Genomic DNA, 26,980 nt, shown 5'->3' with positions numbered 1-26,980 from the left:
TCAAATGATGGTTTTGCTTCAGCTATTTAAAAATGCTGCTTCAAAATCTTCTGCAGCCAGAGGCTTGCTAAATAAGTACCCCTGCATATGATCACAGCCATTTTTCATTAAAAACGCTTTTTGATATTCTCCTTCTACACCTTCTGCGATTACCTGCAGCTTTAAGCTTTGAGATAAGCTGATAATCGCCTGCGCAATTTCACTGTTGCTGTAATCTTCTTGAATATCCTGGATAAAAGACCGGTCGATTTTCAAACAATCGATTGGTAATTTTTTTAAATAGCTCAATGAAGAATATCCGGTTCCAAAATCATCGATAGAAATTGATATACCATATTTCTTTAACAGATGTAAAGCTTTAATTGTTTCTTCCGCGTTCATCAGCAATGTACTTTCCGTAATTTCCATTTCAAACCATGTAGGATCAAATCTATGGAGCGAAAGAAATTGCTGTATTTCCTTAACCAACACAATCGGATCCTGGAATTGCCGGGGAGAAAAGTTAACTGCTAGCGTCATTTTTTCGTTTCGGTCCTTGTTCCATTTACTGACTTGAGAACAAGCTTTCTTCATGACAACTTCCCATAGAGACTGAATCAAACCTGCTTCTTCTGCGATAGGGATAAACGCTTCTGGAGAAACAAACCCAAGCTCTGCGTCATTCCAGCGAACTAATGCTTCTACGCCGGTAATTACATTGCGCGTTGCTTCTATTTTCGGCTGATAGTAAACGTCAATGTCACCTTTTTGAATCGCTTTTCGCAAGCGCGTTTCGATGTGAACTTTTTCAGCTTGTTTTTGATTTAATGAATCATGATAAATACTTACTTTACTGCCGCCTTGTCTTTTTGAAGCATACATGGCGACATCTGCATACGTAATAAGCGTGTCCAAATTCGTAGAGTGCTCCGGATAAAAGCTTAACCCGCTGCTTATACTGACGAACACTTCATCATTGTTAATGTAGCAGGGTTGTTGAACATACGCCATGATTTTCTCGGTGATACCTTGAACTTCTTCCGGTGTAAAATCACTGAATAAAATGACAAACTCGTCTCCTCCTTGCCTTGTAAGAAAGCTGTTAGCAGAAGGCAGACATTCTTTAATACGGTTAGCTATCAGCTGTATAAGCTGATCTCCTTTTGAGTGCCCTAGCGTATCATTGATATCTTTAAACCGGTCTATATCCATAAATAACACGGCTACGTGACGAATGGACTTTTCCTTCGACTCAATTAAGCGCCTGTTTAATTCTTCTTTAAAATATCTTCTATTCGGCAATCCTGTCAAAAAGTCGTGGTACGCATGATACTCACTTTCTTCCTGACTTTTCTTTAAATCGTCTACATATGTTTTTAAAAAGTGAGAAAGGTGGTTGATGTTTGCTACAAGTCCTCCCAGCTCATCTTTTCTTCTTACATTCAGCACCTTGCCAAAATTTCCTTTGGCGATTTGATTTACGTGCTCCATAATATGTTTAATCGGCCGCGTAATGGATGTAGAGAAAACAAAGCTGATAATAAGGACAATAAAGATAAACGGAAGAGACAGCAGTAAATGTTTGATTAATTCTTGCTGCAGCTCTTTTTTAATAAGTCCGTAGTCATACACTACACCTATCACGTAAGCTGGAGAGTTTTTTTCTTTAATCGGTACCAATGTTTTTAATACTTTTTTATGGTTGATTTCAGCAGTATAGCTTTGTGATTTTCCCGTTTCCAAGGCCTTTTGAATGGACTTTTTATCACGTTCGGTATTTCGATACGTGTACGTTCCGTACCAAATCGGCTGATCTTTTATTCTAATATATTTATTGCCGTTTAAATATACGTTTTGATTTCTTTTTCCGAAGTTTTTCGGGTTAAAAGCCGTTAGTTCAAGAACGCCTTCAAGATTTTCTGTAAAGCGGTTCATCACGTTCGTAGGGCCAAACCTTTTTTCAAAATCGAGGACGTGCTGATCCCGGAAATAAGGATCAATAATGTAATTAGTAGACCCGTCGTAATAATAACCCCATTTGTCAATGTGATTAGGGTTGCTAGAAGCTACTTCAATCGGCCCGCTCCAATAGTGAGGTAAAGTCAATCCTTTTGTTGTCGTGACCGGCTGCTGAGAAAGAAGCTGCTGAAAAGATGTATACCAATAGCCCCACTCTTTTGTAGACATATTGATTTCCTTAGGATCAGAAGATTTTACGCCTATAATATCACCTTCTACGGGTGCTAATAATGTAATATGAGATACCCTCAGTTTTTTAGCCAACTGTTTTAACTCGTCATTGCTGACGTCATGATAATCAGCGGGCAAAGACTGTTGAATCGCAATCGAAGCCGTTCGTAATTCCTGTGCCATCCGATCTTCCATATAGGAGGCACTATTTTTAGAATTTTCGACTTCGTACGCAATTTCTTCTGTGACCAGCGTGATTTCCCGTTGATTAAACTCTGTTAATCTATTTTTTGATCGAATGTAGTGCAAGGTGTTATTCGCTAGTAGAATACACAATACCAGCAAAGTAAAGAATACGGACAACTTTTTCTTTATCGACACTAGTGATGGCCTCCTGTTTAAAGAACTGATCCGACAGTTTTAAAACCTGCCTATATGCTCTAGCTTTACATCGGATACTCTTCTTCAATTTCCACAAAAAAAGAATGAACTCATGCAAAAAACCAACCGCTTTGGTTGGCTCTATTCTTAACTAAATTATAAAACACAGCAAATAAATACTTTTATTTACATGGGTAGAACAAATTTGTATTACTATAATATTTTAACTTCTTTTGTCAAAATATCAATGCGTAAAATTTAACTTTCTTTATCCCTGCTGCTACTTCTTAAACTTCTTCAACATTCGGTGATACCAGTAAATTCCGACTCCCGTTAACAAAATAATGATTCCCCACTGATGCGGTAAAAACTTCAGCAGCCATATGGACATGATAATAGTCGCTACCGTTAAGTTACTCAGCCACTGTTCTCGGCTTAGCTTTTTCTTATTCATCACCACCGCTACATAACCAATGGGTGGCGCAAAAAAGCACAGCAGCATCAGAAATTTTTCTGAACGGTGCCAAGGCTGTTTTTTCATTTTTTCTCACTTTTTCTATTTAAAATAAACTGATAGCCAAACGTCACAACGATCCCTGTCCAAAACATCAAAAATGACGACACTAACTCGGCACCTTTATAGGTATACATTATTACGTTCACAAACAGCAGCAATAAAAGTATATAAAAACCTGCCGACACAGCTTTATTCCAATTTTGATGCTCTCGTTTAGACGCATCTTTAAACAACTTCATCGAAACTCTCCTTTTACATCTCATATATCACTTATCCATTTAGAAATTCTATCTTTATGTTAGCATACTGGTTAGTTTTGGAAAATGGATAGAGGGAATTCTATTAAAAATTCACAATAAATAACAATAGAACTACAAAAATATAATAAATGTAAATAGATAATTCTTTTTAGCTATTATTCCACACATAAAACGTTCATATTAGTATACAATAATCTCAAAATATGTTTTTAAAGGAGATAAAAGGATGACAGCAACTCATAACCAGCTAACAAACGCTTTTCACCGTACGCCACACGATCAAAATACATTTCATTTTCTTGATGAAAAAGTAACGCTTCTTGTATCAGGTGAAGATACAAACGGAGCTTACGCCGTGGCACACGTAGTGAAACCAGCAAACCAAGGTCCCCCGCTCCACCTTCACGAACATGAAGACGAAACGTTTTATGTAAAGCGCGGCTCAATGATTTTTTACATAGGAGAAGAAATAATTGAAGCAAAAGCGGGCGATTATATTTTTGCTCCTCGAGGTATTCAGCACCGTTTTGTGACCGGACCAGAAGAAACAGAATTTATCCTTACTGCTTCTCCTGCAGGCTTTGATTCATTTGTTAAAGAACTCGGTACTTCCGTTCCCGAAAATGCTCCTCTGCCGCAAGTGGGACCACCTACTGAAGAAGAAATTATCGGTTTAGTTACCGTCTCTAAAAAATACGGCATTACCTATCCTGAAATTGAAAAAGAAATGAATAAAAAATAAACCAATACATAAAGATCTGCTCTTTACCGGGCAGATCTTTTTTCTATTTTGATTTCAATTTAACCATGGAATAATTTAACACATCCTTGTCCACACTATACTTATCTGTTTTTTATAAATACGTGCCATTTTTATAGATAGGAGGAAAGCCAATTGAATGCAGAAAGCAAGCGTTTGACTTCGCCTGAAATAACGAGTCTATGCGCGCAGTATCAGCAGGATACGCTGGCAGCTTGCGTAGCAAAACACGTTCTTGCAACGGTAACGGATTCCGAGATTCGTTCGCTGTTTGCCTTTTCTCTGGAGTTATCAAAAAAGCATATTAAGCTGCTGACTGCCATTTTTCATGCCGAGCATTTTCCGCTGCCAAAAGGTTTTACAGATGAAGATGTGGACTTGCACGCACCTCCGCTTTTTACAGACTCGTTTTGGCTGAAGTATCTTCACGACATGACCATTCACGGCTTGGCAGGATACGGCATTTCATTTAGCGTGTCGGTTCGCCGAGATCTTCGAGATTATTATCATCAGTGTAATTTAGATGTGATGGAAGTATATAATCGGTCGCTCGACCTGCTTTTAGAAAAAAATCTTTATGTGCCCGCTCCTTATTTTTTGAATCCGAAAAAACAAGAGCCGATCACCGACTTGGCTTACGCTCTTGATTTTGTCGGAAAGCAGCGCCTTTTAAACGCAACGGAAGCCGGAAATATTTATTTTAATTTACGAAAAAGCATGGTATCCAAAGCCCTGTTAATTGCCTTTAAACAAGTGAGCAAACGAAAAGATGTGAAGAAAGTAATGGAGACGGGGCTTGATGTGGCTCACAAGCATATTGAGCTTTATTCTTCCATTATGCACGAGGAAAATCTTCATACGCCTCCGCTTTTGGATAATGAAATCACAACGTCTACGCACGCGCCTTTTTCAGAAAAGCTGATGACGTTTCACGCAGGAGCAATGTTTAAAGTAGCCATTACCTATTACGCAACGGCAATGACAACCAGCATGAGGCTCGATATTGTGGGGCACTGTGAAGCGTGTATTTTACGAGACTTAAAAGTAGCGGGGCGCTGCAGCGAAGTGATGATTAAAAACGGGTGGATTGAAAAGCCGCCTGAAGCAAGCGATCGTAAGCAAATGTAAGTTTTTTTATAGCAGCTCTTGACCTGAAACGCGTTTCATACTTTATGCTGTATTTATTCCCATCAGCCGGCGTGACACGAACGGTGGCGTTACGGCTGATATGTTATCCATAAAAAAATCCGGTGTATTCACCGGATTTTTTGTATGCTTACACATTCATTTCTTTTTTATAAGCCAGGTACGAATACAGATAAGGAACCGCCACGCACAGAACGATACTGCCCCACATGATAACTGACTTGTATCCATCAGGTAAAAAAGCGCTAATAAGAATTAGCAGTCCGCCGATAAAAAAGAGCTTTCCAGATAAACGATGCGTCTTTTTCCATACGATTTCATTGCTCAATGTCCACGGTGTACGAATGCCCATAAAATAGTTCGAGCGCACGCGCTGCAAGTAGTTTCCGATAATGATAAAAACGAGTCCAGCCATAATCGGAGCAATGTACGACATCGGCACGTTATAGCCAAGCCCCTGTAAAATAGTGCTCATATTTACAAAAAAGAATAATAGCAGTACGGCATTTAACAGGATGTTATACGTTTTTGAAAAGTACTTATAATTTTCTTTACGCGGGTCAATTCGCGGAACAAATGCAATGATAAAATAAATAAGTACCATGATGCCTACTGTTAAGATCATTGCGTTTATCTTCGTTGCAAATCCGTCTGCTTCTCCATTTGCTCCCCAGTGGATGGGCATCGTAGCTGGAAGATGCGGCAGTGCAATCAGCCATGCAACCAGTGTTAAAAGGGTAATGCCTAAAGGAAATACGTGCTTTTTCATTTAACTCTCTCCTTTCTGAAAGCTGAAAAACCAGCCGATTAAATCTTGAAAAACGGTTGTATTTAACGAATAAATCACAAACTGTCCTCTTTTTTCATCTTGAACGAGGTCCGCTTGCTTCAAGATTTTTAAATGATTTGAGATGCTTGGTTTGGTCATATTAAAATACTCGGAAATTTCTCCTGCGGTTAAATCTCGCTCTTTTAGCAGCTCTAAAATCTTTCTGCGAGTGGGATCCGCTAAGGCTTTAAACGTTTCATTCAATTGAAGTTCATCTCCATCATATTTAAGTATTTAGATAATTATCTAAATATTAAACTATAAAATATAATATGTCAATATTTTGAAAAGAGAACACTTGCATTTGACTCATTTTTTTGTTTTTTCAAAGCAGTCCATGCATACAAACTGCGCTTCTTGATGTAGGAAAGCTTTGATTTCGGTCATGCCTCTTTTACTTGGATACTTCATCCGCATCCATACTTCTTCATTCGACTGAATCTCTTTTTGACAAACGGAGCATCGCTCTTTTATTCGAAACATACTATCCCTCCATCTCTTTGTCTAACTATACGTTTTACTAGCCAAAAGGTTTCATAAAAAAGAGGCTGGAATGTAACCAAATCAATTCCACCTAAAGATGAATAAATGGGAGGAATGAGCTGAACCGCTTGTGATTTCCATGCAAGACTTCGCTTTCCCCGCAGGAGTCTTCATCGTGCCCTCCAATCGCCAGCTAGAAACACCTACGTACATGAAACTTACGCTCACCCTATCATCAATAAAAAAATCCGAACAATTTATCGTTCGGATCTTCCTTCACCTAACATACTTATGTCCTTGCCTCTTTTAAATATTATAGCGACGTTACGTCTTCCTGCTGTTTTTGCTGTATTCTTTGCTTTTTCGATTTTCTGAAATGAAGCAGTTCATACACAACCGGAATGACTACAAGCGTAAGAAAAGTCGCAACGGCCAATCCTCCAATTACAACGACTGCAAGACTTTGAGAAACAAGGCTTCCGCTTTCGCTTTGTTTAAATAAAAGCGGCAGCATCGCACAAATCGTAGCAGCGGACGTCATGACAATTGGACGCATACGCGTAGCGGCTGCTTCAACAATCGCATCTCGCATAATCATTTTCTTTTCATTTTGCTTTACGCGGTCTAATAGTACAATGGCGTTGGTTACAACAATACCAATCAGCATCAGTGCTCCCAGTAAAGCCGTTACGTCTACTGGAATACGGCTGATTAATAATCCTAACACGGCACCGATGGCTGCAAGCGGAAGTGAAAATAAAATGGCAAACGGCGTGCGGATTGTTTTAAACGTGATCACCATAATTAAGAACACAATACCAATCGACACGAGCATTGTAATGAACAAGTCAGAGAAATCTTCTCCTTGCTGAGTGCTTGCTCCTCCGATTACAACGTCAACATCTTTTGAAATCGACAGTCCTTTATTCTTACCGTCTCCAAAAATCACTGTTTGGATGTTTTTATTAATCTCTGAAAGCTTTTCTGGATTGACATCCGCTGTTACTTGAATATACGGGTCTCCATTTTTATGAAACTGATTGGTCGGCTTTTCAGCTTGCGTTAGCGAAGCCACTTTTGAAACAGGCGACGGTCCTGTCTCTGTCATAATGGAAATATCTTTTAACTCTTTTGGTGATGTTGGATTTAGGACAGATTCAAGAAGTACGTTTGCTTGCTTGCCTTCTAAATCTATCGCTCCAATTGGCGTTTTATTCAGCATAACACCAAGCTGCTGCGCTACTTGCTGTGTATTCGCTTTTGTTGGATCTACGTCTAAAGAGTAAATCGTTTTCTTTTCGTCTTGGTTCGTAGAAACTTTGTCTACTCCTTTTATATCGCTTATTTCTTTCTTAATGCTGCTTGCCGTCTTTTCTAACTTATTCATGTCATTTCCAATTACATCAACGGTAATCGAAGTAGTAGACGCTCCCATTAGTGAAGCAGCACTTACGCTAAGATCTCCTCCGTCATAGAGCTTCTTTTGATTTTGGATTCGTTTCATTAGCGAATCCGTGTTTCCACTGTCTTTTACAGTAATCGTATACGTGGCTTCAGTAGGTGAACCAACGTCTCCCCACTTGGCTCCTTCGTCCGTATTACCAAGCTGCATGTATACTTCTTTTACTTCTTTTTGAGCTAAAATATAGCGTTCAAGCTGCAGTGATTTTTCTTCTACGGTTTTAATTGGCGTGTTATTTGGATAGCTTAACGTTGTGCCTACAAAGTCAGATGAAGAGTTATCAACCGCTCCTTTAGGCATCATTGTGTACGCGCCAATAGATCCGACAAATAAAAGCAGCGAAAGCAGCAGCACAACCCATTTATGATTAAGCGACCACGTAATGACCTTTGTAAAACGAACCGGCTGCTTGTGCTTGCGGATTTTTTCATTTTTTAATAATCCTGCACTCATTAACGGCACAACCGTAAGTGCGACAATTAATGAAGACAGCAATGAATACGTCAGCGTTAGAGCAAACGGAAGCATAAAGTCCTGAAGCCCTCCGTTTACAAGGCCGATTGGTAAAAAGACAGCTACTGTCGTTAACGTAGAAGCGGTAATAGCAGAACCTACTTCTTTTGTGGCATCAATAATCAGCCCAAGCGAAAACTTTTCTTTTTGCATTTTCCGGAAGATGTTTTCAATAACAACGATACTATCATCTACCAATCTCCCAATCGCTACCGCTACTCCTCCAAGCGTTAAAATATTAAGCGTAACGCCTGATTTGGATAATAAAAAAAGCGTAAAGCAAAGCGATAGCGGAATGGATACAATTGTGATAAACGTAGAGCGAACGCTGCGTAAAAACAGCATGATGACAATGGTCGCAAAAAGTGCGCCTAGCAACACTTCTTTCATCATGGAATGAACAGAGTTTTGTACGCTGTCTCCTGTTGCAAAAAATACAGAAGCATTCACATTGTTATAGTCTTTGTTAATTTGCTGAGACAGTTTTTTTACTTCTTTTGTAATGCTAACGGCGTTTGAGTGACTGTCTTTTGTCACAATAAGTAAAAGCGCATCTTTTCCGTTAATATGCGTCACGACGCCTTCAGGCTTTTTCACTTCTACTTTTGCAAGGTCGCCCAGCGTTACATTCGGTGCAACCGGCAGCTTTTTCACTTTGTCCAAGCTGTCAATTTTACCTGTTACATTGATGTTGCTCGACTTGTTATTAATGACTTTTTCGCCAACTGCAAGCGACGTGTTTTTTCCTTCTAACACGCTGATGACTTTATCAATGGTTACGTTCTTTTGTGACAATTTTTTATTATCAACTTTAATAGACACGTAGGAATCCGCTGTTCCATACGTTTGAACACTCGCAATGCCTTTAATGTCTTTATATTTAGGGATCAGTTTTTTCTCTGCAAGATCCAGATTGTCTCTTGTTAATCCTTCTTTAAATGTGAGTGAAATATCTGCGATGGGAATCATAGAGGTATTTAATTGAATAACATTAGGCTTTGATACGCTGGCTGGAAGCTGCACCGAAGACAGTGCTTCTTGGACGTTTGTTTTTGCTTCTTTCATATCCGTTTTGGATTCAAATGAAAGATCGATTTTAGAATAGCCGTCTCCCGTCGTCGAATACACGTTGCTTTTTCCTTTAACACCGGCTACCGCTTCTTCAATTGGTGACGTAACTTGTTTTTCCATAGAGTCCGCATCCGTTCCTTGCCCCATAACCACTACTGACACTTGAGGCTGATCAGCGGTGGGCAGGAACTCCATCGGAAGTGTAAAATAACTAATGACTCCTAAAGCTAAAATTAAAATAGACATAATGGTGATAGCCGCTTTATTTTTGAACGACCATTTGGTGAGCCATGACATGAAATATCCCCTTTCACTTTTCCGTACAAACTCAGTCAAACATTTCTAAAATATGCTAAATAACCACTAAATTATACCTAATATCCCTTACCATTTAAAGACTTATTTTTGTGAAAAGTCCCATTATTTGAACAAAATCGTTTATGTGTATGCGTTTGATTATATAAACAGCTCCTTTACAGCACAAAAAAAAGACGCCGATACCCGGCGTCCCACATGTAGTAAGTGAAAGAAGAAGAAGAATATGCCTACGATTTCTCAGGCAATTCTATGACCTTATTTGGTTTCTTCCCGTTTTTTTATGAAATAAACATATTTAGCATAAATCCCCTCAACTAGCAGCTCGGCTGTGCTTTGATTCCGTATCGTTTTGAATTTTTAAGGAAGTCAATAAAGCCACGATGCTTCCTGCAAAGCCAAATAAAAACAAGTGATGAATGCCTGCCATGAAGCTTCCGCCTGAAGTCAGCAACGCACCCATAATGGTAACGCCGATGGCTGTTCCCATGTTTCTGCAAAACATAAAAAATGACGTTGAAATACCTCTTTCATGTCCTCCTACTAATTGCTGTACACCAATGACGCCAACCGTAGACAGCAGACCAAACGATAGTCCTTGGACAATCATGACGCAAAACACGTAAAAGAAGCCGTGACTTTCATTTAGCATAAGCAGCAGTGTTCCTGAGCCAACCAGCAGCACATTTCCGATTAACAACAGCTTTCTATAGCCGTGTTTTAAAATCCATTTACCTGCTGGCACAGATACAGACATCCACCCGACTGCCGTTCCTAACAGCGCAACTCCGCTCATAAACAGTGACAGATGCGCTACTCGCTGTAAAAATAACGGAATGTAGCTTGACGTACCGAATAAAGCCACCGTTCCAATAAACGCATTAATATTAATCCATGACAGCGTTTTGTTTTGGAACATGGACAGCGGTACAATTGGTGAAGCATGTTTTCGTTCATGTAGATAAAAAATCACTAATAAAATAAGTCCCGCGACTGTATACACAACCCGGTTTTGTTCCACTACCGTAACGAGCAGCAGTGATGTAACGCCCGCTCCAAACAAGATAGCACCGATGTAATCGACTTTTGCTCTTTTCGGCTTATAGCTTTCTTGATAGGGCATTAACGTCAGAAATGAAACAATACATACGGGTAAATTAATAAAGAAAATCCATCTCCACGTTAAATAATCCACAAAAAAAGCGCCTAAAAGCGGAGCTAATACAGCTGATAATCCCCACATCGTTGTAAACAGCGCCTGAATCTTCCCTCGTTTCTCGACGGGAAATAAGTCTCCGGCAATAATAGCGGGAAACGCCACCATAAACCCGGCTCCTATTCCTTGGACCGCACGGAAAAGAACAAGCTGAATCATCGTATTCGCCACGCCGCAAAGCATCGAACCAATTAAAAAAGCAATAATTCCAAACCCAAATACTTTTTTGCGGCCAAATAAATCCGATAATCTTCCCGCTACCGGAGATAAAATCGTACTTGCAATCATGTACGAAGCAAACGACCACGCGTACAAATCAAACCTTCCAAGCTCTTTTGCAATAACAGGCATCGTCGTATTCATAATCGTTGAATCAAGCGAAGCCACTAGCATTGCCAGCACAATACTAACCATTACAGACGTTCTGCTTTTCATGTAACAATCTCCTTATCCCTATAATCTGAGCGTCTAGTGTACTCCTCCTTGCCGTTTGTTGTCTATACTTATGCATACAAAATACTAAAAAGCTTCTCACTTTACTATGAGAAGCTTTTTACCCTCTTATTCACATATCTTCTTGAACCTTTTCTTGATCAGACAGTTCTTTGTTTCGAGCCATAACCGCAAATCCAGCCATTACAATGATGCTGCTTGAAATTCCGTATAGAATTGGCGTGGTAGAAGAAAGTCCTTCAATCAATAGACCTCCAAGTACTACTAGCGTACTGACAACAATCGCTGAAACTCCTGCTTTTGGATGAATGTCTTTCCAAAACAGCGACACAACAAATGGAACAAAAATCGCTCCTGATAAAATGGCATACGCAACATCTAAAGCAACAAGCACATCTTGAATCCAAAGAGCAAAGATAATAGCAAGCACACCAACAATAAGCGTATTTACGCGCGTTAAAATTAAATAATTTTTCTCTGAAATATTTTTAAGCCACACTTTTTTAATAATATCATTACTAATCAGCGTAGAAGACGCAAGCAGCGTTCCTGAAGCAGTTGACATCAGCGCCGAACAAACGCCCGCTAGTACGAGACCTAATAACCCTTGAGGCAGGATTTGAACTGCAAGCGTCGCAAAAATGCTTTGACTGCTTTCTGCGTTTGGCAGCAGCAAATATGCACACATTCCAATTACGCTTCCGGCAACCGCGTAGGCAATGCTGTACACGCCTGCAAAAATGGAGCCGTTTCGGGCGATTTTTTCTGTTCGCGCCGTAAATACCCGCTGCCAAATATCTTGAGAAACTGCCATACCAAGCGTATACAAGAGGAAATACTGAAAGATTTGACCGTATCCAATGGATGAAAAATCAAAATAAGATGATGGCAAATCTCCGGCAAGGGCTCTGAAACCTCCTGCTTCTGATACACTCATCGGAAGCATAAATCCAAAAATCGCCACCGTCATCACAACAAATTGAATAATATCAGTAACCGTTACGCTCCACATTCCGCCTAAAATCGTATAGAACAAAACAATCGAACCGCTAATTAACATCGATGCCGTCATACTCCATCCGAGCAGCGCATGAATGATCGTTCCCATTCCAATCACTTGAGTGACTGATACCATGAGTGTATAAATAGCTGCAACAACGGCGCTGATAATTTGCGCTTGAGCGTTATATCTTTTTCCTAGCAGTTCGCTGATAGTCGTCACTTTCAACGACGAAATCCGCTTAATAAAAATCGTGCCAAGCGTAATGATCCCAAGTCCAATCATCGTCACAAACCAAATGCCAGACAGCCCGTGCTCATAGCCAAGCTGAGCCGTTCCAATCGTCGACGCTCCGCCTAAAATAACGGCAGACAAACACCCTAAATACATGAACATCCCTAAGTTTCGTCCCGCTAAAATAAAATCTTCTGATGACTTTGCTTTTAACGAGCCAATAATACCAGCTACAACCAATACGCCAAAATAGACAAACATAACCGTCATATCCAGTCCGTTCATAACAGATTCCTCCTTATTGTGGGTCAATCTATCTTTCATTGAAACAAAGAGCTTCCTAAAGCTTTAGATCACGTGAAGACTTGTGATTTCTGTCAATGCTTCATCTAATACCCGAAGCCCGGCATCAATTTCTTCTTTTGTAATCGTTAAAGGAGGAATCATTCGAATCACTTCTCCGCTATTTCCGCAAAGGTAAAACAGCACTCCTTTTTCCAAACATTTGTCTAAAATCTCAAGAAGAAGATTTCCGTCACCTTGCTTTGTTTTTGGATTAATAATTTCAATTCCAATCATTAGTCCTACTGAACGAATACTTCCGATAACTTCATGCTTCGCTTTTAAATGCTGAAGCTGATCCGCTGCATATTTCCCCATTGCTTTTGAGTTTTCAATCAGCTTTTCTTCTTTTAATACGTCCAGAGTCGCAAGTGCTGCTGAACAAGCAATAGGATTGCCTCCAAAAGTTGTTCCGTGTGTACCAATCGGCCACTTTTCCATTAACTGTTTGGAAGCTACGGTCGCACTTAACGGAAGTCCTGATGCTATGCCTTTTGCGATTGCCATAATGTCAGGCGTCACGTCAAACGTTTGAGCTGCAAACCACTCGCCGGTCCGTCCAAAGCCGGTTTGCACTTCGTCAAAAATAAGCAGAATGCCGTGTCTGTCACACACTTCTCTTATTTTTTGCAGCCACGCTTTCGGAGGGATCACGTAGCCGCCTTCTCCAAGAACCGGCTCTACAATCATGCACGCTACTTCTTCCGGCGTGACTTGATGCTTAAACAAAGTGGCAAAATCTCTTTCCAGCTTTTCCACGCAGTAGATTTCCGGATCTTCTCCTTTTGGACACTGAGTCGCGTCTGCATAAGGCACTTGATACGTTAAGCCCGATGGTTGAAGAAATTTCCGGTATTTGCTTTTTGATGTTGTCACACTAAGCGCTCCGAGAGAACGGCCGTGAAAGCAGCCCATAAACGAAACCGTATAAGGTCTTTGCGTAACGTACTTTGCCAGTTTTAACGCTCCTTCAATTGCTTCGGTTCCGCTGTTGGCAAAGAAAAAGCAGTCCAACCCTCTTGGCAATACTGTTTTTAATTCTTCAGCAAGCTGTAAAATAGATTCGTACATAATCACACCCGACGGGCCGTGCATAAGATGATCAACGCTTTCTTTAATCGCTTGTACAACTTTAGGGTGACGATGACCTGTATTCGCTGTTGCAATACCTGATGTAAAATCTAAATACGTTTTTCCGTCAGCTCCATAGTAGTAGCAGCCTTCTGCTTTTACCACGGGTAAATTAGGATGATCTTTCGCCATGCTTGGTGCTAGTAAATCGGGTAAACTGTTCATTAACTGTGTAAGTGATGCCTGCGTCATCTGACTTCCTCCTCGCAATCTATCAAGTAATGTGTTTGTACTTGTTTTACATGCAAAGAGCGTGCCAAAGACGTTAAAAAACGGAATGTTTTTTTAATTTTCTAACAACTGAAGGCTGACTGATTCCAAGTGCTTCCCCTATTTCTGTTGTCGTTTTATACTGTTTTTTTGCTTTTACTAATATCTCTTTTTCCAGCTCGTTTAACGCGTCATTAAGCTTCATTTCCCCATGTTCTTCAACGTTCTGAATCCGTTTTTTTCTATGCAGAGAATGCGGCAAATGCTCCATTGTAATCAGCGTTTGCGAAGATACAACCACAGCGTGTTCAATCACATTAATTAACTCTCGTACGTTCCCTTTCCACTCGTGGGAAAGCAGTGCGTGAATAACCGCATTATCAAACGTTCTTTTTCGGTTGTATTTCTTTTCAAACTGCTCGACAAAATGTGTGAGCAGCGGAAAAATATCTTCAGGGCGCTCGTTCAAAGATGGAATGGTAATCGGTACGACGCTTAAACGAAAATATAAATCTTCTCGAAATTCTTTTTCAGCAACAGCTTTTTCTAAATCTTTGTTCGTCGCTGCAATTAAGCGAAAGTCCACGGTTTTAGGCTTTCTTCCCCCAACGGAATAAAACTGTTTTTCTTGAATGAGCTTTAAAATTTTTACTTGATGCGCCGGTGACAGTTCTCCGACTTCATCTAAAAAAAGCGTACCTCCATCTGCTAATTCGACCAGTCCCACTTTTCCATTTTTAGATGCACCGGTAAAAGCACCCGCTTCGTAGCCAAACAGTTCAGCCTCAAATAAATGATCTGGAATCGCCCCGCAGTTCACTTCAATAAATGGCCCTTTGCTTCTTGTACTTTTGTTATGTATCAGCTTGGCTAAATGCGTTTTTCCTACTCCTGACTGCCCTAAAAGTAAAATATTTACGTCTACATTCGACACGTGAACAGCCGTACGAAGAACGTGCTGCATCTTTTCGCTGTTGCATACAATTCCTTCTGTTGATAGATTTTGGTTCCGCAGCAGCATAAGCTCGCTCTTTACGCGCTGCATTTCGCCTTCCATCGCATCAAGATATGTTTTCATTTCCATAAGCTCCGTCACATCATGAGAATAGCTAACTATTCTTTTAATCTCTCCTTTTTCATCTTTGACAGGAATGCCCGTAACGAGTACCTGCTTGCCTTGTTTAGTTGTTTGTACAAGCGTAATTTTCTTCTTTGTTTCAAGCACAATTGGCGTGACGATTGGCGTAAACAACCCTTGTTTTTCAAGTTCATAAACAGACTTCCCCAACAGTTTTTCAGCTTTTACATCGTAAATGTTTCCCGTTCCTTCATGTATTCGGACAATGATGCCTTTTTCATCCGTGACAAGCAAATCATCTTTTAATGAATGAAGGATCCACTGATTTTCATTCCATTCTGAATTCATGTATGCTCCCTGCTTTCTATTCATTTTTGAATAAAATACAATTCGTTTTTGAATAACGGCATTTATTTTTGAATAATCAATTTATTATATCACGAGGACTTCTTTTTATTTTGAAACAGCAATTGAAATGAAGTTAAAAATGCATTAATATATTTTTATGAAGTTATAACTTCTTTTTTAGGAGGCTATATGAATCCATCATTTCAAGAATTAATTAAACATAAATTTCCTGACCTTTCTCGCGGTCAAAAAAAAGTGGCGGAGTTTCTCGTCAATTTCACGGAAAAAGGCTCGCTGTACACGGCTGGACAAATCGGCAAAGAAGCAGGTGTCAGTGAAACAACCGTTATTCGTCTAGCTTACGCGCTTGGATTAAATGGTTTTTCCGATTTGCAGGAGCTAATGCGAAAAGAATGGCTTTCTTCTGCCGAATCAAAAGAAGCAGCTAGCAAACCTGCAGCTGATTCTGCAGCGGAAGAAAAGAAAATCTTCGATGAATGGCTCTCTCCAGTTGACGAAAAAGAATTATCTCAAGCTGTAGAGGCGCTTATCAAAAGTGATCAAGTGTATATTGCGGGTTTCCGCGAATCTCATACGGCAGCCTACTGGCTGTATTATAAAATGAATCAGCTTCGCAATCATGTTCTTTTATCTTTTCCAACAGGATTTTTGCTTGAAACGCTATGCAATCTTACTAGTGAGTCTGCTGTTGTTGTATTTTCACTGCCGCGCTATACAAAAGAAGCGCTTGAAGTAGCTCAGCAGGCTAAAAAACAAGGAGCGAAAGTAATTGCCATTACAGACCGCCGTTTGTCTCCGGTAGGTCAAATCGCTGATATCACGCTTTTAGCCGGAACAACCGAACATATTTTATCGCTTCTTGCCCTATCTCAAATTGTCATTAGCAGCATGCAAAAAAGAGATGAAAAAACGGCTGGAAAACGACAAGAACACTTGGAAAAGCTCTATGCCGAGCAAGGCATCTTTTTAGAATAGATGATAAAAAGAAAGGAAGTAAAAATATGACTGAAGCCTTAACGATTCGTTCACTCACAACAACCACTGAACTAGAAGACGTACGCGCATTAGAAAGCCGCGTCTGGGGAGAAGAAGAAGCCACGCCCGTTCATCAAACCTTGACCGCTGTTAAAAACGGAGGTCTTGTTCTTGGTGCGTTTCTAGATGAAAAGCTGATTGGCTTTCAATATAGTTTTCCAGGGTTTGACGGAACGTGCGTCTATTTATGTTCTCATATATTAGCAGTTGACCCTGCCTATCGCAGCATGGGTATCGGTGCCAAACTTAAGCATGCGCAGAGACAAGAAAGTAAAAAAAAGGGCTATTCATATATCAGCTGGACGTATGATCCTCTAGAAAGCGCCAACGGGTATTTAAATATTGGAAAGCTTGGAGCCGTTTGTTCTACCTATATTGAAAACTGCTACGGAGACATGAATGATCCGTTAAATGCTGACTTGCCTTCTGATCGATTCGTTGTAGAATGGGCATCCGCAGAGGATACAAAGCGAGCTCAGCCTCTTTATACGCCAGATCAAATAATGGACGCATCGCTTACTCAATGGACGTTAACGGATCAAGGATTTCCTTCTGTTACAGATATTGATGAAAGATGGTTGGATCATGACGTCGTGTCTGTAGCTATTCCGTCTGCGTTTCAGCAAATGAAAGAAGTCTCTCCTTCTCTGGCATTAGACTGGCGTATGCGAACAAGACGCGTATTTCAAACGTGTTTTGCAAAAGGATTCCAAGTAACAAACTTCATGAAGCATCCAGAAAGCAGCGCGCCCGTTCATTTTTATATTTTAACGAAAAAAGAGGTGCAAAAATGAAGATCAAACGCGTCATTTTACGGCATTTAAAAATGGATCTACTTCATCCGTTTACCACAAGCCTTGGAAAAGAAGTGGATCGAGATTTTATTTTAGTCGAAATTCAAGGCGAAGACGGACGATCCGGCTGGGCTGAATCCGTAGCGTGCGCCGATCCTTTTTATAAAGAAGAAACGCTCAAAACAAACTGGCACATTATGGAGGATTTTTTAATTCCTTTGCTTCAACAGAAAGAAATTCAGCATCCTGACGAAGTATCTGAACGCTTTGCTCATATTCGAGGCAATTACATGGCAAAAGCGGCGTTAGAAGGCGCAGTTTGGGATTTGTATGCGCGGAGGCAAAACCTCTCTCTATCTAAAGCGTTAGGAGGCAGTAAAAGTCAAATTGAAGTTGGTCTCAGCGTTGGCATTCAGCCTACGATTGACGAAACGCTTCGCAAAATTGAAGCCGGCTTGAATGAAGGATATAAGCGGATCAAAATTAAAATTAAGCCAAGCTGGGATCTTAACTTGACGCGAGCGGTTCGAAACGAGTTCCCTTCTATTCCGCTGATGGTTGATGCGAACTCTGCTTATACGCTTGCAGATGCTGATCACCTTGCTCAGCTTGAAGAGTTTGATTTAATGATGATTGAACAGCCGTTGGCTCATGATGATTTAATTGATCACGCTGAACTGCAGGCCCGCATGCGCACGCCCATTTGCTTAGATGAAAGCATTCATTCAGCTGAAGACGTTCGAAAAGCTATTAAACTTGGAAGCACACAAATTATTAACATTAAAATTGGACGAGTAGGCGGACTAACAGAAGCCAAAAAAATTCATGACCTTTGTCAAACCCACGGTGTGCCCGTATGGTGCGGCGGTATGCTGGAATCAGGTGTCGGACGAGCACATAATATTGCCATTACCACACTTGCCAATTTTACGCTTCCCGGAGATACAGCTGCATCCTCTAAATACTGGCCGCGTGATATCGTTCATCCGGAAATCACGGTCGACAACGGGATTATTTCCGTTCCTGATACACCAGGCATCGGCTACGAACCTGATCACGATCAGATAAAAGCGCTAACTTTACACGAAAAAATCTATACTTGCTAATCTTAAACAGACTGGAGCAAAAGTATGTTAGTTAAAGGAAGATCCGAACGATGAATGGTTCGGATTTTTTTATTGATATGGTGAGTGTAGGTTTCATGTATATAGCGGCTTTTATCTGTGCAAGACGAAGACGCCTGCGGGACAAGCAGAAAGCAAAGGCTGGCATGAAAATCAACAGCAATATAAAAAACAATGCCTACTAGCTCCTTTATCCAATTGATTTTTCTTTAGATTGGATAGATTTAGTTATGCCCCCGCCTCTTTTTCATAGGCTCCTCTCCCAATATGACACGTGCCTTGGCAAGATAAACAAACATATTAGTAAAAATGGTCTTATGCACAATCCTTCTAGTAATAAATGAATATAAATAGAGTGTAAGGGACATGCAAGGGTATATTCATTACAAATTTTAGAAGAAAGGAGCATACTGATGAATATTGAAATTGGAATTGCCATTTTCGTGTTTACAATGACAATGCTCGTCATTTTTTGGAGGCCAAACGGCATCAACGAAGCATGGCCGGCATCCATAGGAGCAGCCATTATCCTGCTTACAGGCATTGTATCCAAATCAGACATTGTTGATATTTTCGGAAAGATAAGCGGCGCTTCTATCACCATTATTGCCACCATTGTCATGGCCGTCATATTAGAAAGTTTCGGATTCTTCCACTGGGCAGCTGCACGGCTAGTGAGTTTATCCAAAGGCTCAGGGTACCGATTATATTGGTACATCCAACTGCTTTGCTTTTTAATGACTTTACTATTTAATAATGACGGCAGTATTTTAATTACCACTCCAATTTTAATTCTACTTTTGAAAAACCTTCAGCTAAAACCCCACCAGCAGATCCCCTACCTTTTAAGTGGAGCGCTTATTGCTACCGCTTCCAGCGCGCCTATAGGTGTAAGTAATATTGTCAATTTGATTGCCTTAAAAATTGTTCATATGTCGCTTTATATGCACACGGCGATGATGTTTGTACCGGCGACACTTGGTTTATTATTTATGTCTTGGCTCATGTATACGGTCGTAAAACGCCATTTGCCAAAAAAACTGCCGCATGCTTCAAAAGATATAGAAGAGAGTTTCTTTACGAAACAGTTTCACCCCTTAAAAGGAAGCATTTCTGTTGAAACAAAACGTAAACGCACACAATTTATGCTGAAAGTTTTATTATTTGTGTTTGTTATGCGCTGTCTCCTATTTGTCGCCTCTTATTTCGGCATACCAATCGAATTGGTTGCTGTACTGGGCTCACTGATCTTACTTATTTGGAGATGGTATCACTTACGTACAAACCCGATTGATATTTTAAAGAAAACGCCGTGGCACATTTTCGTTTTTGCATTTTCAATGTACGTTATTATTTACGGATTGCATAACGTAGGATTGACAGATCTACTTGTAAAAATTTGCGAACCAATTGTGAATCGAGGGCTTTTTGAAGCAAGCTTTATCATGGGAGGACTTGTTTCCATTCTCTCTAACTTGTTTAACAATCACCCTGCTTTAATGGTCGGAACCATTACCTTGACTGAAATGGGGCTCGATCCTATTACTCTTAAAACTATTTACCTTGCTAATATTATTGGAAGTGATATGGGCTCGCTTTTATTGCCAATTGGAACACTGGCTTCTCTTATTTGGATGCATATTTTAAAAGAAAATCATATCAAGGTAAAATGGAAAGATTATTTAAAAGTATCACTTATCGTTATTCCGCTTACCACCATCGTTACGCTTTTCCTCCTATTCTACTGGGTTCAGCTCATTTTTTCTTAATACTGATTTACAGGACGGATTGTACTCTTTTGAAGCTTACAGTCCGTCAGAAATAAACAAATGTCTCCTATAAAAACCCACTATATTTTTCTAATGTTTTTTTATAGATACACATTCACCCAATAAAAACATTTTTTTACATTCACTAATTATTTAGAACAATTTAAAAAGAAAATCAATAAATATATTGAATCGAATTTCGTTCATGTGATAAGATATGGTTATATTGTTACTTTAACAATACATAGAGCGAATGAATTAGAAAATATGCAATTGCATAGAACTTTCTAAACCCCACACGCAACATTTAGAGAGTGACATTCATTTTCTCAGTAACACCCATACCTTTCTGAAAAGAGTGAGTACATTAGACTTGCTCTTTTTGTCTGTTCAGTGATAAGGTTCATTTCTTATGTAAGGCCTTCGTTTGCAATAAGACAACAAAAAAACAGGTAACTAAGCATGCCGCTTCTTACCTGTTTTTATATGCTAAAATGATAAAATCAAATTCTATCGCGCAAACGCCTTTTACGAAATTGATTTTAATTCTTCAATTAATTGAAAAAATTTCTCTTTGTTTCTTTCTTCTAATGTTTGATCGACTTCACGTAAAATTTGATCTCTTCTAAAATCTCGGATAGCCTTATTTAATACCATTTTAGCAAATATAGAATCGAGGATATCCATACGGATGGGCTGCGAGTCTGTCGGGTGCTTTTCGATATAAATCAACTCCTATCCTTTCCTCTATTATAACAAATTCTAGCAATGTATCAAAATTTCATCGGGATATGCGCTGTTGTGAAATAGCTTCGTATTCTGTTTCTAGCTCTTGAAGCGTAAGCTCATATAACTGCTTATTTCCTTTTTTATAAACCCCTGCATCCAGCAATAAATCAATCATTGATGTTTTTTTACATTGTATGTGAGAGTAAGCTTGTTTTGTCATCGTTACACCGCCTATTTTACACTTAAATATGAAATGATTTCTCTATCTTTCACGACCTTTCTTTATCATACGGCCCGTCCTTTAGCTTACTGTGAAGAAAATGTTAAATTTATGTAATAACGCATAAAAAGAGGCCGGGACATAACTAAATGAATCCAGCCTAAAGACGAACAAATGAGATACATGAGCTGAACCGCTTATGACACCGCAGTTGATTTCCGTGCCAGGCTTCGCTTTCCGCGGGCGGGCGCTGAGCCTCCTCGCCGCTTGACTCCTTCGGGGTCTCATCTGTCCCGCTTTTCCCGCAGGAGTCTTCGCCTTGCCCTTCAATCAACTGCTAGAAGGGACAAAACAGATGAGGCTGTATTCACCATAACAAAAAAAACGAACCACTCATCAAACTAGTTGATCAATGGTTCGTTTTGCACTTGGGCTAAAATACTTTTCTCCCAGCTTCTTAGTTCTTCTATTAAAAATCAAAGTTGTCCGGATCTGGACCTACTCGGTGATTTTGGTTTAATTCATTAATTTTACTTACATCTTCAGCATCCAATTCAAAATCATATAACGATGAATTTTCAACAATACGATGTTCTTTTGTCGATTTTGGAATCGTTACAACTCCGTTTTGCAAATCCCATCGCAGAATAATTTGAGCAACTGATTTACCGTGTTTTTCAGCAATTTCTTTTAACACATCGTTATCTAGCAATTCTCCTTGCATAAGAGGAGACCATGCTTCTAGCTGAATATCATGCTTTTGACAAAAAGCATGCAGCTCTTTTTGCGTCAAACGAGGATGATACTCCACTTGGTTAATAACAGGCTTAACGTCTGTATCTTTCATTAGGTCTTCTAAATGATGAATTTGAAAATTACTTACGCCCACGGCTCTTACTTTTTCTTCTTTATAAAGCGTTTCTAATGCTTTCCACGCTGCTTTATACTTACCTTCTACCGGCCAGTGAATTAAGTATAGATCTAAATATTCTAAGCCAAGCTTTTGTAAGCTTGTTTCGTAAGCAGCCAGCGTCTCTTCATAGCCTAAATCTGCGTTCCAAACTTTTGATGTAACAAAAATGTCTTCGCGTGAAAGACCTGCTTCTTTCAGACCTTGGCGAATTCCTTCTCCTACACCTTCTTCATTTCCATAAATAGCTGCCGTATCAATGCTGCGATAGCCTTTGACGATAGCTGTTTTCACCGCGTTCGCTAATTCAGGCCCTTCTTCTACTTTAAATACACCTAGTCCAAGCCAAGGCATTTTGACTCCGTTGTGAAGTGTTACTGTATCTTGCAAATGATTACTCATTATAAAAAACCCCCTGCTAATTTCTTTACATTTGTTATTATGAAACAGAAAAAAAGAAAAAGATAGAACCCACTTTAAAGTAAGTTAGGCACTTCAAAGTTCTAAGGTAACTTTTTAGTAACCTGCTATCCCACTTAAAAATCACTAAAAAAAGAATCCTCCGCAGAGAATTCTTTTTTGTTTTTATTTAACGTTTATATTGACTGCTGAACTTGTATTTCCAGCGGCATCTTTTGCCGTCACAGCCAGCTTTACGCCTGCCTTTTGTTTTGGAATAGTTACTTTAAACTGCCCTTTGCTATCTGCTTTGCCTGATGCGATCAGCTTTGTACCGCTTTTAATCGTAATCACGGCATTCGCTTCTGTTTTTCCAGAGATAAAGGTGGACAAAGACGTAACGGTATTCACTGCCGGAGGTGCCGGCGGCGTTGTGTCTTGCACTTTTACAATTTTGTACGGACTGTATCCTACTTTATTTTGCAGCACGGCCGTTACTTCTGTTCCTGCTTTTTGAGCAGGAATTTTTACGCTGAACTTGCCGTTTCCATCAATTTTTCCGCTCGCAATAATCTTTCCGCCTGCTTTAATATAAATAGACGCATTTTTTTCTCCTGTTCCCGTTACCGCTGTACTTTTTTCAGTAAGCGTATTAACGGTTGGAAGCGCTGGTTTTGTCTGCGCGGCACTGACCGTTACAAACGTGTTGGAGCTGTAGTTATTGGCTGCATCTTTTGCCGTCACAGCCAGTTTTACGCCTGGTGTTTGTTTTGGAATAGTTACTTTAAACTGCCCTTTGCTATCTGCTTTGCCTGATGCGATCAGCTTTGTACCATTTTTAATCGTAATCACAGCATTTGCTTCTGTTTTTCCCGAGATAAATGTGGACAAAGACGTAACAGCATCAACCGCCGGAGGTGCCGGCGGCGTTGTGTCTTGTACTTTTACAATTTTATACGGGCTGTATCCTACTTTATTTTGCAAAACGGCCGTTACTTCTGTTCCTGCTTTTTGAGCAGGAATTTTCACGCTGAACTTGCCGTTTCCATCAATTTTCCCACTCGCAATAATTTTTCCGCCTACTTTAATATAAATAGACGCATTTTTTTCTCCTGTTCCCGTTACTGCTGTACTTTTTTCAGTAAGCGTATTAACGGTTGGAAGCGCTGGTTTTGTCTGTACGGCACTAACCGTTACAAACGCATTGGAGCTGTAGTTATTAGCTGCATCTTTTGCAATAACAGCTAATTTTGTAGCAGCAGGCTGCTTTGGAATGGTGATGCTGAACGTTCCATCCGATTTGGCATTTCCTTTGCCAATTACTTTTTTATCAATTTTCACATGCACTTCCGCGCCTGCTTCTGTGCTTCCCGTTACGACTGTATCTTGATTGCTTACAGCGTTCACTTTTGGTGTAACGGGTGCTGTTTTATCCTGCACGGTTACCGTTACAACTGGACTTACGCCCGCTGCGTTTCCAGCCGTTACAGACAGCGTGCTTCCTGCTTTTTGTTTTGCAATCGAGATGCTGTAATTTCCTTTAGCATCTGCTTTACCAGCTGCAAGCTGAAGACTTCCGTTTTTAATGATAACCGCCGCATTTGCTTCTGCGGTACCCGTAACGGCTGTACTTCGATCACTCACTTCATTAACTGTTGGTTTGACCGGAGCTTTTGGCTTTGCCGTAACGGTTATAGTCGATGCAGAGCTGTTATTTCCTGCTGCATCTTTTGCTTGTACGCTTAGCTTTGTATTCGCTTTTTGCAGAGAAACGGAAACAGAAAACGATCCGTTTGCACTTGCTTTAGCCGTTCCCACAGTTGTTGTTCCGACTTTTACAGTAACCGTCGCATTTGCTTCTGCTGTACCTGTAACTTTTGTATCTTGATCACTTACTGCGTTTACTTTTGGCGCCGCTGGTGCCGTTTTATCCTGTACGGTTACCGCAGTGGCTGAACTTGTTCCACCTGCATTTTGAGCCGTTACAGACAGCGTGCTTCCCGCTTTTTGTTTCGCAATTGAGATGCTGTAATTTCCGTTGGCATCTGCATTGCCTGCTGCAAGCTGAAGACTTCCGTTTTTAACGATGACCGTCGCATTTGCTTCAGCCGTTCCTTTAAGCATTGTGTCTTGATCACTTACTTCATTTACTTTTGGTGCAAGCGGTGCTTTTAACGTAGATTTAACCGCAAAAGAAGGCGCTTGGCTTTCGTTTCCTGCTTTATCTTTTGCACTTACCGCTATTGTTGTTCCACCTATTTGTACTGGAATTGAAACAGTAAATGTACCGTTACCATCCGCTACTGCAGAGAACGTTGCGTCCCCCGCTTTTACCGTCACGGCAGCGTTTGCTTCTGTTACGCCTGTTACGGTCGTATCTTGGTCACTTACTTCATTTACAATTGGAACAGAAGGCGGCGTTTGATCCGTTACGGTCACTACTGTGGCCGTGCTTTCATTTTCAGCTGCATCTTTAGACGTTACCGATACTTTTGTATCTGCTGGCTGCTTGGCAATCGTAATTGCAAATTTTCCAGCTTCGTCAGCAAGACCCGTTCCAATTACTTCATTTTCCACTTTTGCAATAACAGAAGCATTTGGTTCTGTCACGCCCGTAAGCGATGTTTCGTTGTCTCCTAGTGCATTAACTGAAGGTGCATCAGGCGCAACCGTATCTTTCGGTGCTTCTTGCTCCTGCTCTTTTCGCGGATATTTTGTTGTATAAAAACTTAAAAGAGTAGTTGTTGGATAATAAAAATCTAAAATTTCACGATAGTCTTTTCCTAGGCTTGCCATTTTTTGAGCACCGTATTGACTCATTCCAACACCGTGTCCATTTCCTTTGCCATTAAAAGTTGTTGATGTGCTTGTTTCATTTGTTTCCGTTACAAGCAGGCTAAGCATCGCACGGCTGTTTAACATCGATTTTAGCTTCGTCGATGTTAAATCCGTTAATTCCAAATGATGAACCACTAGTTTTTGCGCACTGTCTACATCTCCTTTAACGAGGTAGTCCACTGTAATCGCACCTTTAGTCACACGTCCTCCTGATGAAGGAGCATAAAAACTCACCTTTGGAATAGAGGTAATTTTAATCGTTTTACCAGGATGCTTATTGGCTACTAACCATGACTTCAAATTATCCGTAACGGTTTTATCTTTTTCAGAAACCGTATTCCACCAAGCGCTATAGTTAGCTAAATCTTTTCCGGTTAAATCAATTTGCGTTTTTTGAATAGCTAACGTCCACGGCGTCTGCTTATCGTATGGATCTTCTTTCACCGGGAAATAAGAAAGCTGAGTTCCTCCCCAGGCATTGCTATTTGATTCGGTTCTTCCCCCGTTGCTTGATGAGAAAACGGCGTTGATTAATTTATTGTTGTAGGTGACTACTTGTCCGAATGTCTCATCTACTGCTTTGTTTGTGCTGTCGTACCACGTATAGCCACCGTATACTTGATAGCTTACCGTGTCATTGATTACTTTTCCTGCATAGCTCATTGCGTATGTTCTCGCTGCTACTGCCTGAGTTTTTAAAGCTTGCAGATTCCAAGATGTATAGACTTCATTTGGCACAACGCCTTTTAAATAGTCTTCAATCGGCAGCGTATTAATAGGTCTGACGTACGTTCCTTTTTCATTTGTAAACGCAACGTCTCCTAAGTACTGTCTGCCGTTAATAGATATGGGATTTTTATAAAGAGACGGTGTAATTTCAAAGCTTGTAAAATCACCTAATACAGTGCTTCCTTGTTTTAGAGTGACACCTTGAGTTGTTGCTGTTACCGTATACTCTATATTTGCTTTTAAGACCAAATCCGAGTTTTTAATAGTGTATAAATAAGACGGCTTAATTGTAATTGCATGATGATCTCCTAAATAGTTTACTAATTTTACAGACACAACTGGTTCTACCGTTTCAGCTTTCACGCTAGCAAGCGACGTGAATTGAAACAGCAGTATGCTTAGTACTAAAGCAAATGCCGTTAACTTTCTCATCTTGTTCCCCCATTTTCATGTACTGTCTAACGCATTTTAATATCACTCGTTATATCGACACA

Annotated in this window: 22 protein-coding genes and 1 pseudogene; 7 read left to right on the top strand and 16 right to left on the bottom strand. The window is 40.1% G+C overall.

Annotation, left to right across the window (positions count from 1 at the left end; translation table 11 throughout):
- Nucleotides 1-18 precede the first annotated feature (18 nt).
- The 3 genes from AC1D0Y_RS07885 to AC1D0Y_RS07875 all read right to left on the bottom strand — a co-directional run bounded on the left by AC1D0Y_RS07885 (nt 19) and on the right by AC1D0Y_RS07875 (nt 3,306).
- Entirely contained in the window at nt 19-2,550 is a 2,532-nt protein-coding gene (locus tag AC1D0Y_RS07885) for an EAL domain-containing protein (RefSeq protein ID WP_477707437.1), read from the bottom strand.
- Between the two features lie 280 nt (nt 2,551-2,830).
- Nucleotides 2,831-3,091, bottom strand: coding sequence for a hypothetical protein (locus AC1D0Y_RS07880; RefSeq protein WP_253352298.1), 261 nt, complete (start codon nt 3,089-3,091; stop codon nt 2,831-2,833).
- Nucleotides 3,088-3,306: a hypothetical protein gene (locus AC1D0Y_RS07875; RefSeq protein ID WP_253352297.1), complete on the bottom strand. Its 219-nt coding sequence runs from the start codon at nt 3,304-3,306 to the stop codon at nt 3,088-3,090. Before AC1D0Y_RS07875 ends, AC1D0Y_RS07880 begins: the two co-directional genes overlap by 4 nt.
- Nucleotides 3,307-3,553: 247 nt before the next feature.
- Between AC1D0Y_RS07875 and AC1D0Y_RS07870 the strand changes: the two genes are divergently transcribed.
- Nucleotides 3,554-4,069, top strand: coding sequence for a cupin domain-containing protein (locus tag AC1D0Y_RS07870; protein WP_253352295.1), 516 nt, complete (start codon nt 3,554-3,556; stop codon nt 4,067-4,069).
- Nucleotides 4,070-4,222: 153 nt separating this feature from the next.
- Nucleotides 4,223-5,215: a DUF3231 family protein gene (locus AC1D0Y_RS07865; RefSeq protein ID WP_217599515.1), complete on the top strand. Its 993-nt coding sequence runs from the start codon at nt 4,223-4,225 to the stop codon at nt 5,213-5,215.
- Between the two features lie 148 nt (nt 5,216-5,363).
- Here the strand turns inward: AC1D0Y_RS07865 and AC1D0Y_RS07860 are convergent, their stop codons facing one another.
- From AC1D0Y_RS07860 to AC1D0Y_RS07825, 8 genes are all read right to left on the bottom strand, one after another.
- Nucleotides 5,364-6,002 carry an SdpI family protein gene (locus AC1D0Y_RS07860; protein ID WP_253352294.1) on the bottom strand — a complete coding sequence of 213 codons (639 nt, stop codon included), beginning with the start codon at nt 6,000-6,002 and terminating at the stop codon, nt 5,364-5,366.
- The gene (locus AC1D0Y_RS07855) at nt 6,003-6,266 is read right to left on the bottom strand and encodes an autorepressor SdpR family transcription factor (RefSeq protein ID WP_013082079.1); all 264 of its coding nucleotides are present in this window, start codon (nt 6,264-6,266) and stop codon (nt 6,003-6,005) included.
- 105 nt (nt 6,267-6,371) lie between these two features.
- Nucleotides 6,372-6,545 carry a hypothetical protein gene (locus AC1D0Y_RS07850; RefSeq protein WP_050688367.1) on the bottom strand — a complete coding sequence of 58 codons (174 nt, stop codon included), beginning with the start codon at nt 6,543-6,545 and terminating at the stop codon, nt 6,372-6,374.
- A gap of 313 nt (nt 6,546-6,858) precedes the next feature.
- Nucleotides 6,859-9,888 carry an efflux RND transporter permease subunit gene (locus AC1D0Y_RS07845; protein ID WP_477707436.1) on the bottom strand — a complete coding sequence of 1,010 codons (3,030 nt, stop codon included), beginning with the start codon at nt 9,886-9,888 and terminating at the stop codon, nt 6,859-6,861.
- Nucleotides 9,889-10,219: 331 nt separating this feature from the next.
- Nucleotides 10,220-11,557, bottom strand: coding sequence for an MFS transporter (locus tag AC1D0Y_RS07840; protein ID WP_114324371.1), 1,338 nt, complete (start codon nt 11,555-11,557; stop codon nt 10,220-10,222).
- Nucleotides 11,558-11,687: 130 nt separating this feature from the next.
- Entirely contained in the window at nt 11,688-13,094 is a 1,407-nt protein-coding gene (locus AC1D0Y_RS07835) for a sodium:solute symporter family protein (protein ID WP_477707435.1), read from the bottom strand.
- A gap of 63 nt (nt 13,095-13,157) precedes the next feature.
- Nucleotides 13,158-14,474, bottom strand: a complete 1,317-nt coding sequence (locus AC1D0Y_RS07830; protein ID WP_098333733.1) for an aspartate aminotransferase family protein — start codon at nt 14,472-14,474, stop codon at nt 13,158-13,160.
- A gap of 73 nt (nt 14,475-14,547) precedes the next feature.
- A complete protein-coding gene (locus AC1D0Y_RS07825; RefSeq protein WP_098433511.1) occupies nt 14,548-15,918 on the bottom strand; it encodes a sigma-54 interaction domain-containing protein in 1,371 nt (456 codons plus the stop codon).
- Nucleotides 15,919-16,107: 189 nt separating this feature from the next.
- Between AC1D0Y_RS07825 and AC1D0Y_RS07820 the strand changes: the two genes are divergently transcribed.
- From AC1D0Y_RS07820 to AC1D0Y_RS07800, 5 genes are all read left to right on the top strand, one after another.
- Nucleotides 16,108-16,914: a MurR/RpiR family transcriptional regulator gene (locus AC1D0Y_RS07820; RefSeq protein WP_114324372.1), complete on the top strand. Its 807-nt coding sequence runs from the start codon at nt 16,108-16,110 to the stop codon at nt 16,912-16,914.
- Nucleotides 16,915-16,940: 26 nt separating this feature from the next.
- A complete protein-coding gene (locus AC1D0Y_RS07815; RefSeq protein ID WP_225049555.1) occupies nt 16,941-17,768 on the top strand; it encodes a GNAT family N-acetyltransferase in 828 nt (275 codons plus the stop codon).
- A complete protein-coding gene (gene menC, locus AC1D0Y_RS07810; protein ID WP_060746547.1) occupies nt 17,765-18,874 on the top strand; it encodes an o-succinylbenzoate synthase in 1,110 nt (369 codons plus the stop codon). The genes AC1D0Y_RS07815 and menC overlap by 4 nt, the downstream gene beginning before the upstream one ends.
- Before the next feature lie 50 nt (nt 18,875-18,924).
- The gene (locus AC1D0Y_RS07805; protein ID WP_161968317.1) at nt 18,925-19,077 is read left to right on the top strand and encodes a hypothetical protein; all 153 of its coding nucleotides are present in this window, start codon (nt 18,925-18,927) and stop codon (nt 19,075-19,077) included.
- A 228-nt stretch (nt 19,078-19,305) separates the two neighbouring features.
- Nucleotides 19,306-20,661 carry an arsenic transporter gene (locus AC1D0Y_RS07800; RefSeq protein WP_025749607.1) on the top strand — a complete coding sequence of 452 codons (1,356 nt, stop codon included), beginning with the start codon at nt 19,306-19,308 and terminating at the stop codon, nt 20,659-20,661.
- A 528-nt stretch (nt 20,662-21,189) separates the two neighbouring features.
- Here AC1D0Y_RS07800 and AC1D0Y_RS07795 read toward each other — a convergent pair.
- The 5 genes and pseudogenes from AC1D0Y_RS07795 to AC1D0Y_RS07775 all read right to left on the bottom strand — a co-directional run bounded on the left by AC1D0Y_RS07795 (nt 21,190) and on the right by AC1D0Y_RS07775 (nt 26,918).
- Nucleotides 21,190-21,393: an IDEAL domain-containing protein gene (locus AC1D0Y_RS07795; RefSeq protein ID WP_016766443.1), complete on the bottom strand. Its 204-nt coding sequence runs from the start codon at nt 21,391-21,393 to the stop codon at nt 21,190-21,192.
- A 49-nt stretch (nt 21,394-21,442) separates the two neighbouring features.
- Nucleotides 21,443-21,610 carry a Fur-regulated basic protein FbpA gene (locus tag AC1D0Y_RS07790; RefSeq protein ID WP_013055774.1) on the bottom strand — a complete coding sequence of 56 codons (168 nt, stop codon included), beginning with the start codon at nt 21,608-21,610 and terminating at the stop codon, nt 21,443-21,445.
- A gap of 86 nt (nt 21,611-21,696) precedes the next feature.
- Nucleotides 21,697-21,944 (bottom strand): annotated as a pseudogene (locus AC1D0Y_RS07785) (hypothetical protein).
- Nucleotides 21,945-22,079: 135 nt separating this feature from the next.
- Entirely contained in the window at nt 22,080-22,922 is an 843-nt protein-coding gene (locus tag AC1D0Y_RS07780; RefSeq protein ID WP_286127999.1) for an aldo/keto reductase, read from the bottom strand.
- A gap of 183 nt (nt 22,923-23,105) precedes the next feature.
- Complete coding sequence (locus tag AC1D0Y_RS07775; protein ID WP_477707434.1) at nt 23,106-26,918, bottom strand: Ig-like domain-containing protein; 3,813 nt, start codon at nt 26,916-26,918, stop codon at nt 23,106-23,108.
- Nucleotides 26,919-26,980: the final 62 nt, after the last annotated feature.

The organism is Priestia sp. P1_B12_1, from assembly GCF_056406695.1.
Note: the sequence above shows the minus strand (reverse complement) of the source record. Positions and strands in the feature narration are given on the sequence as shown.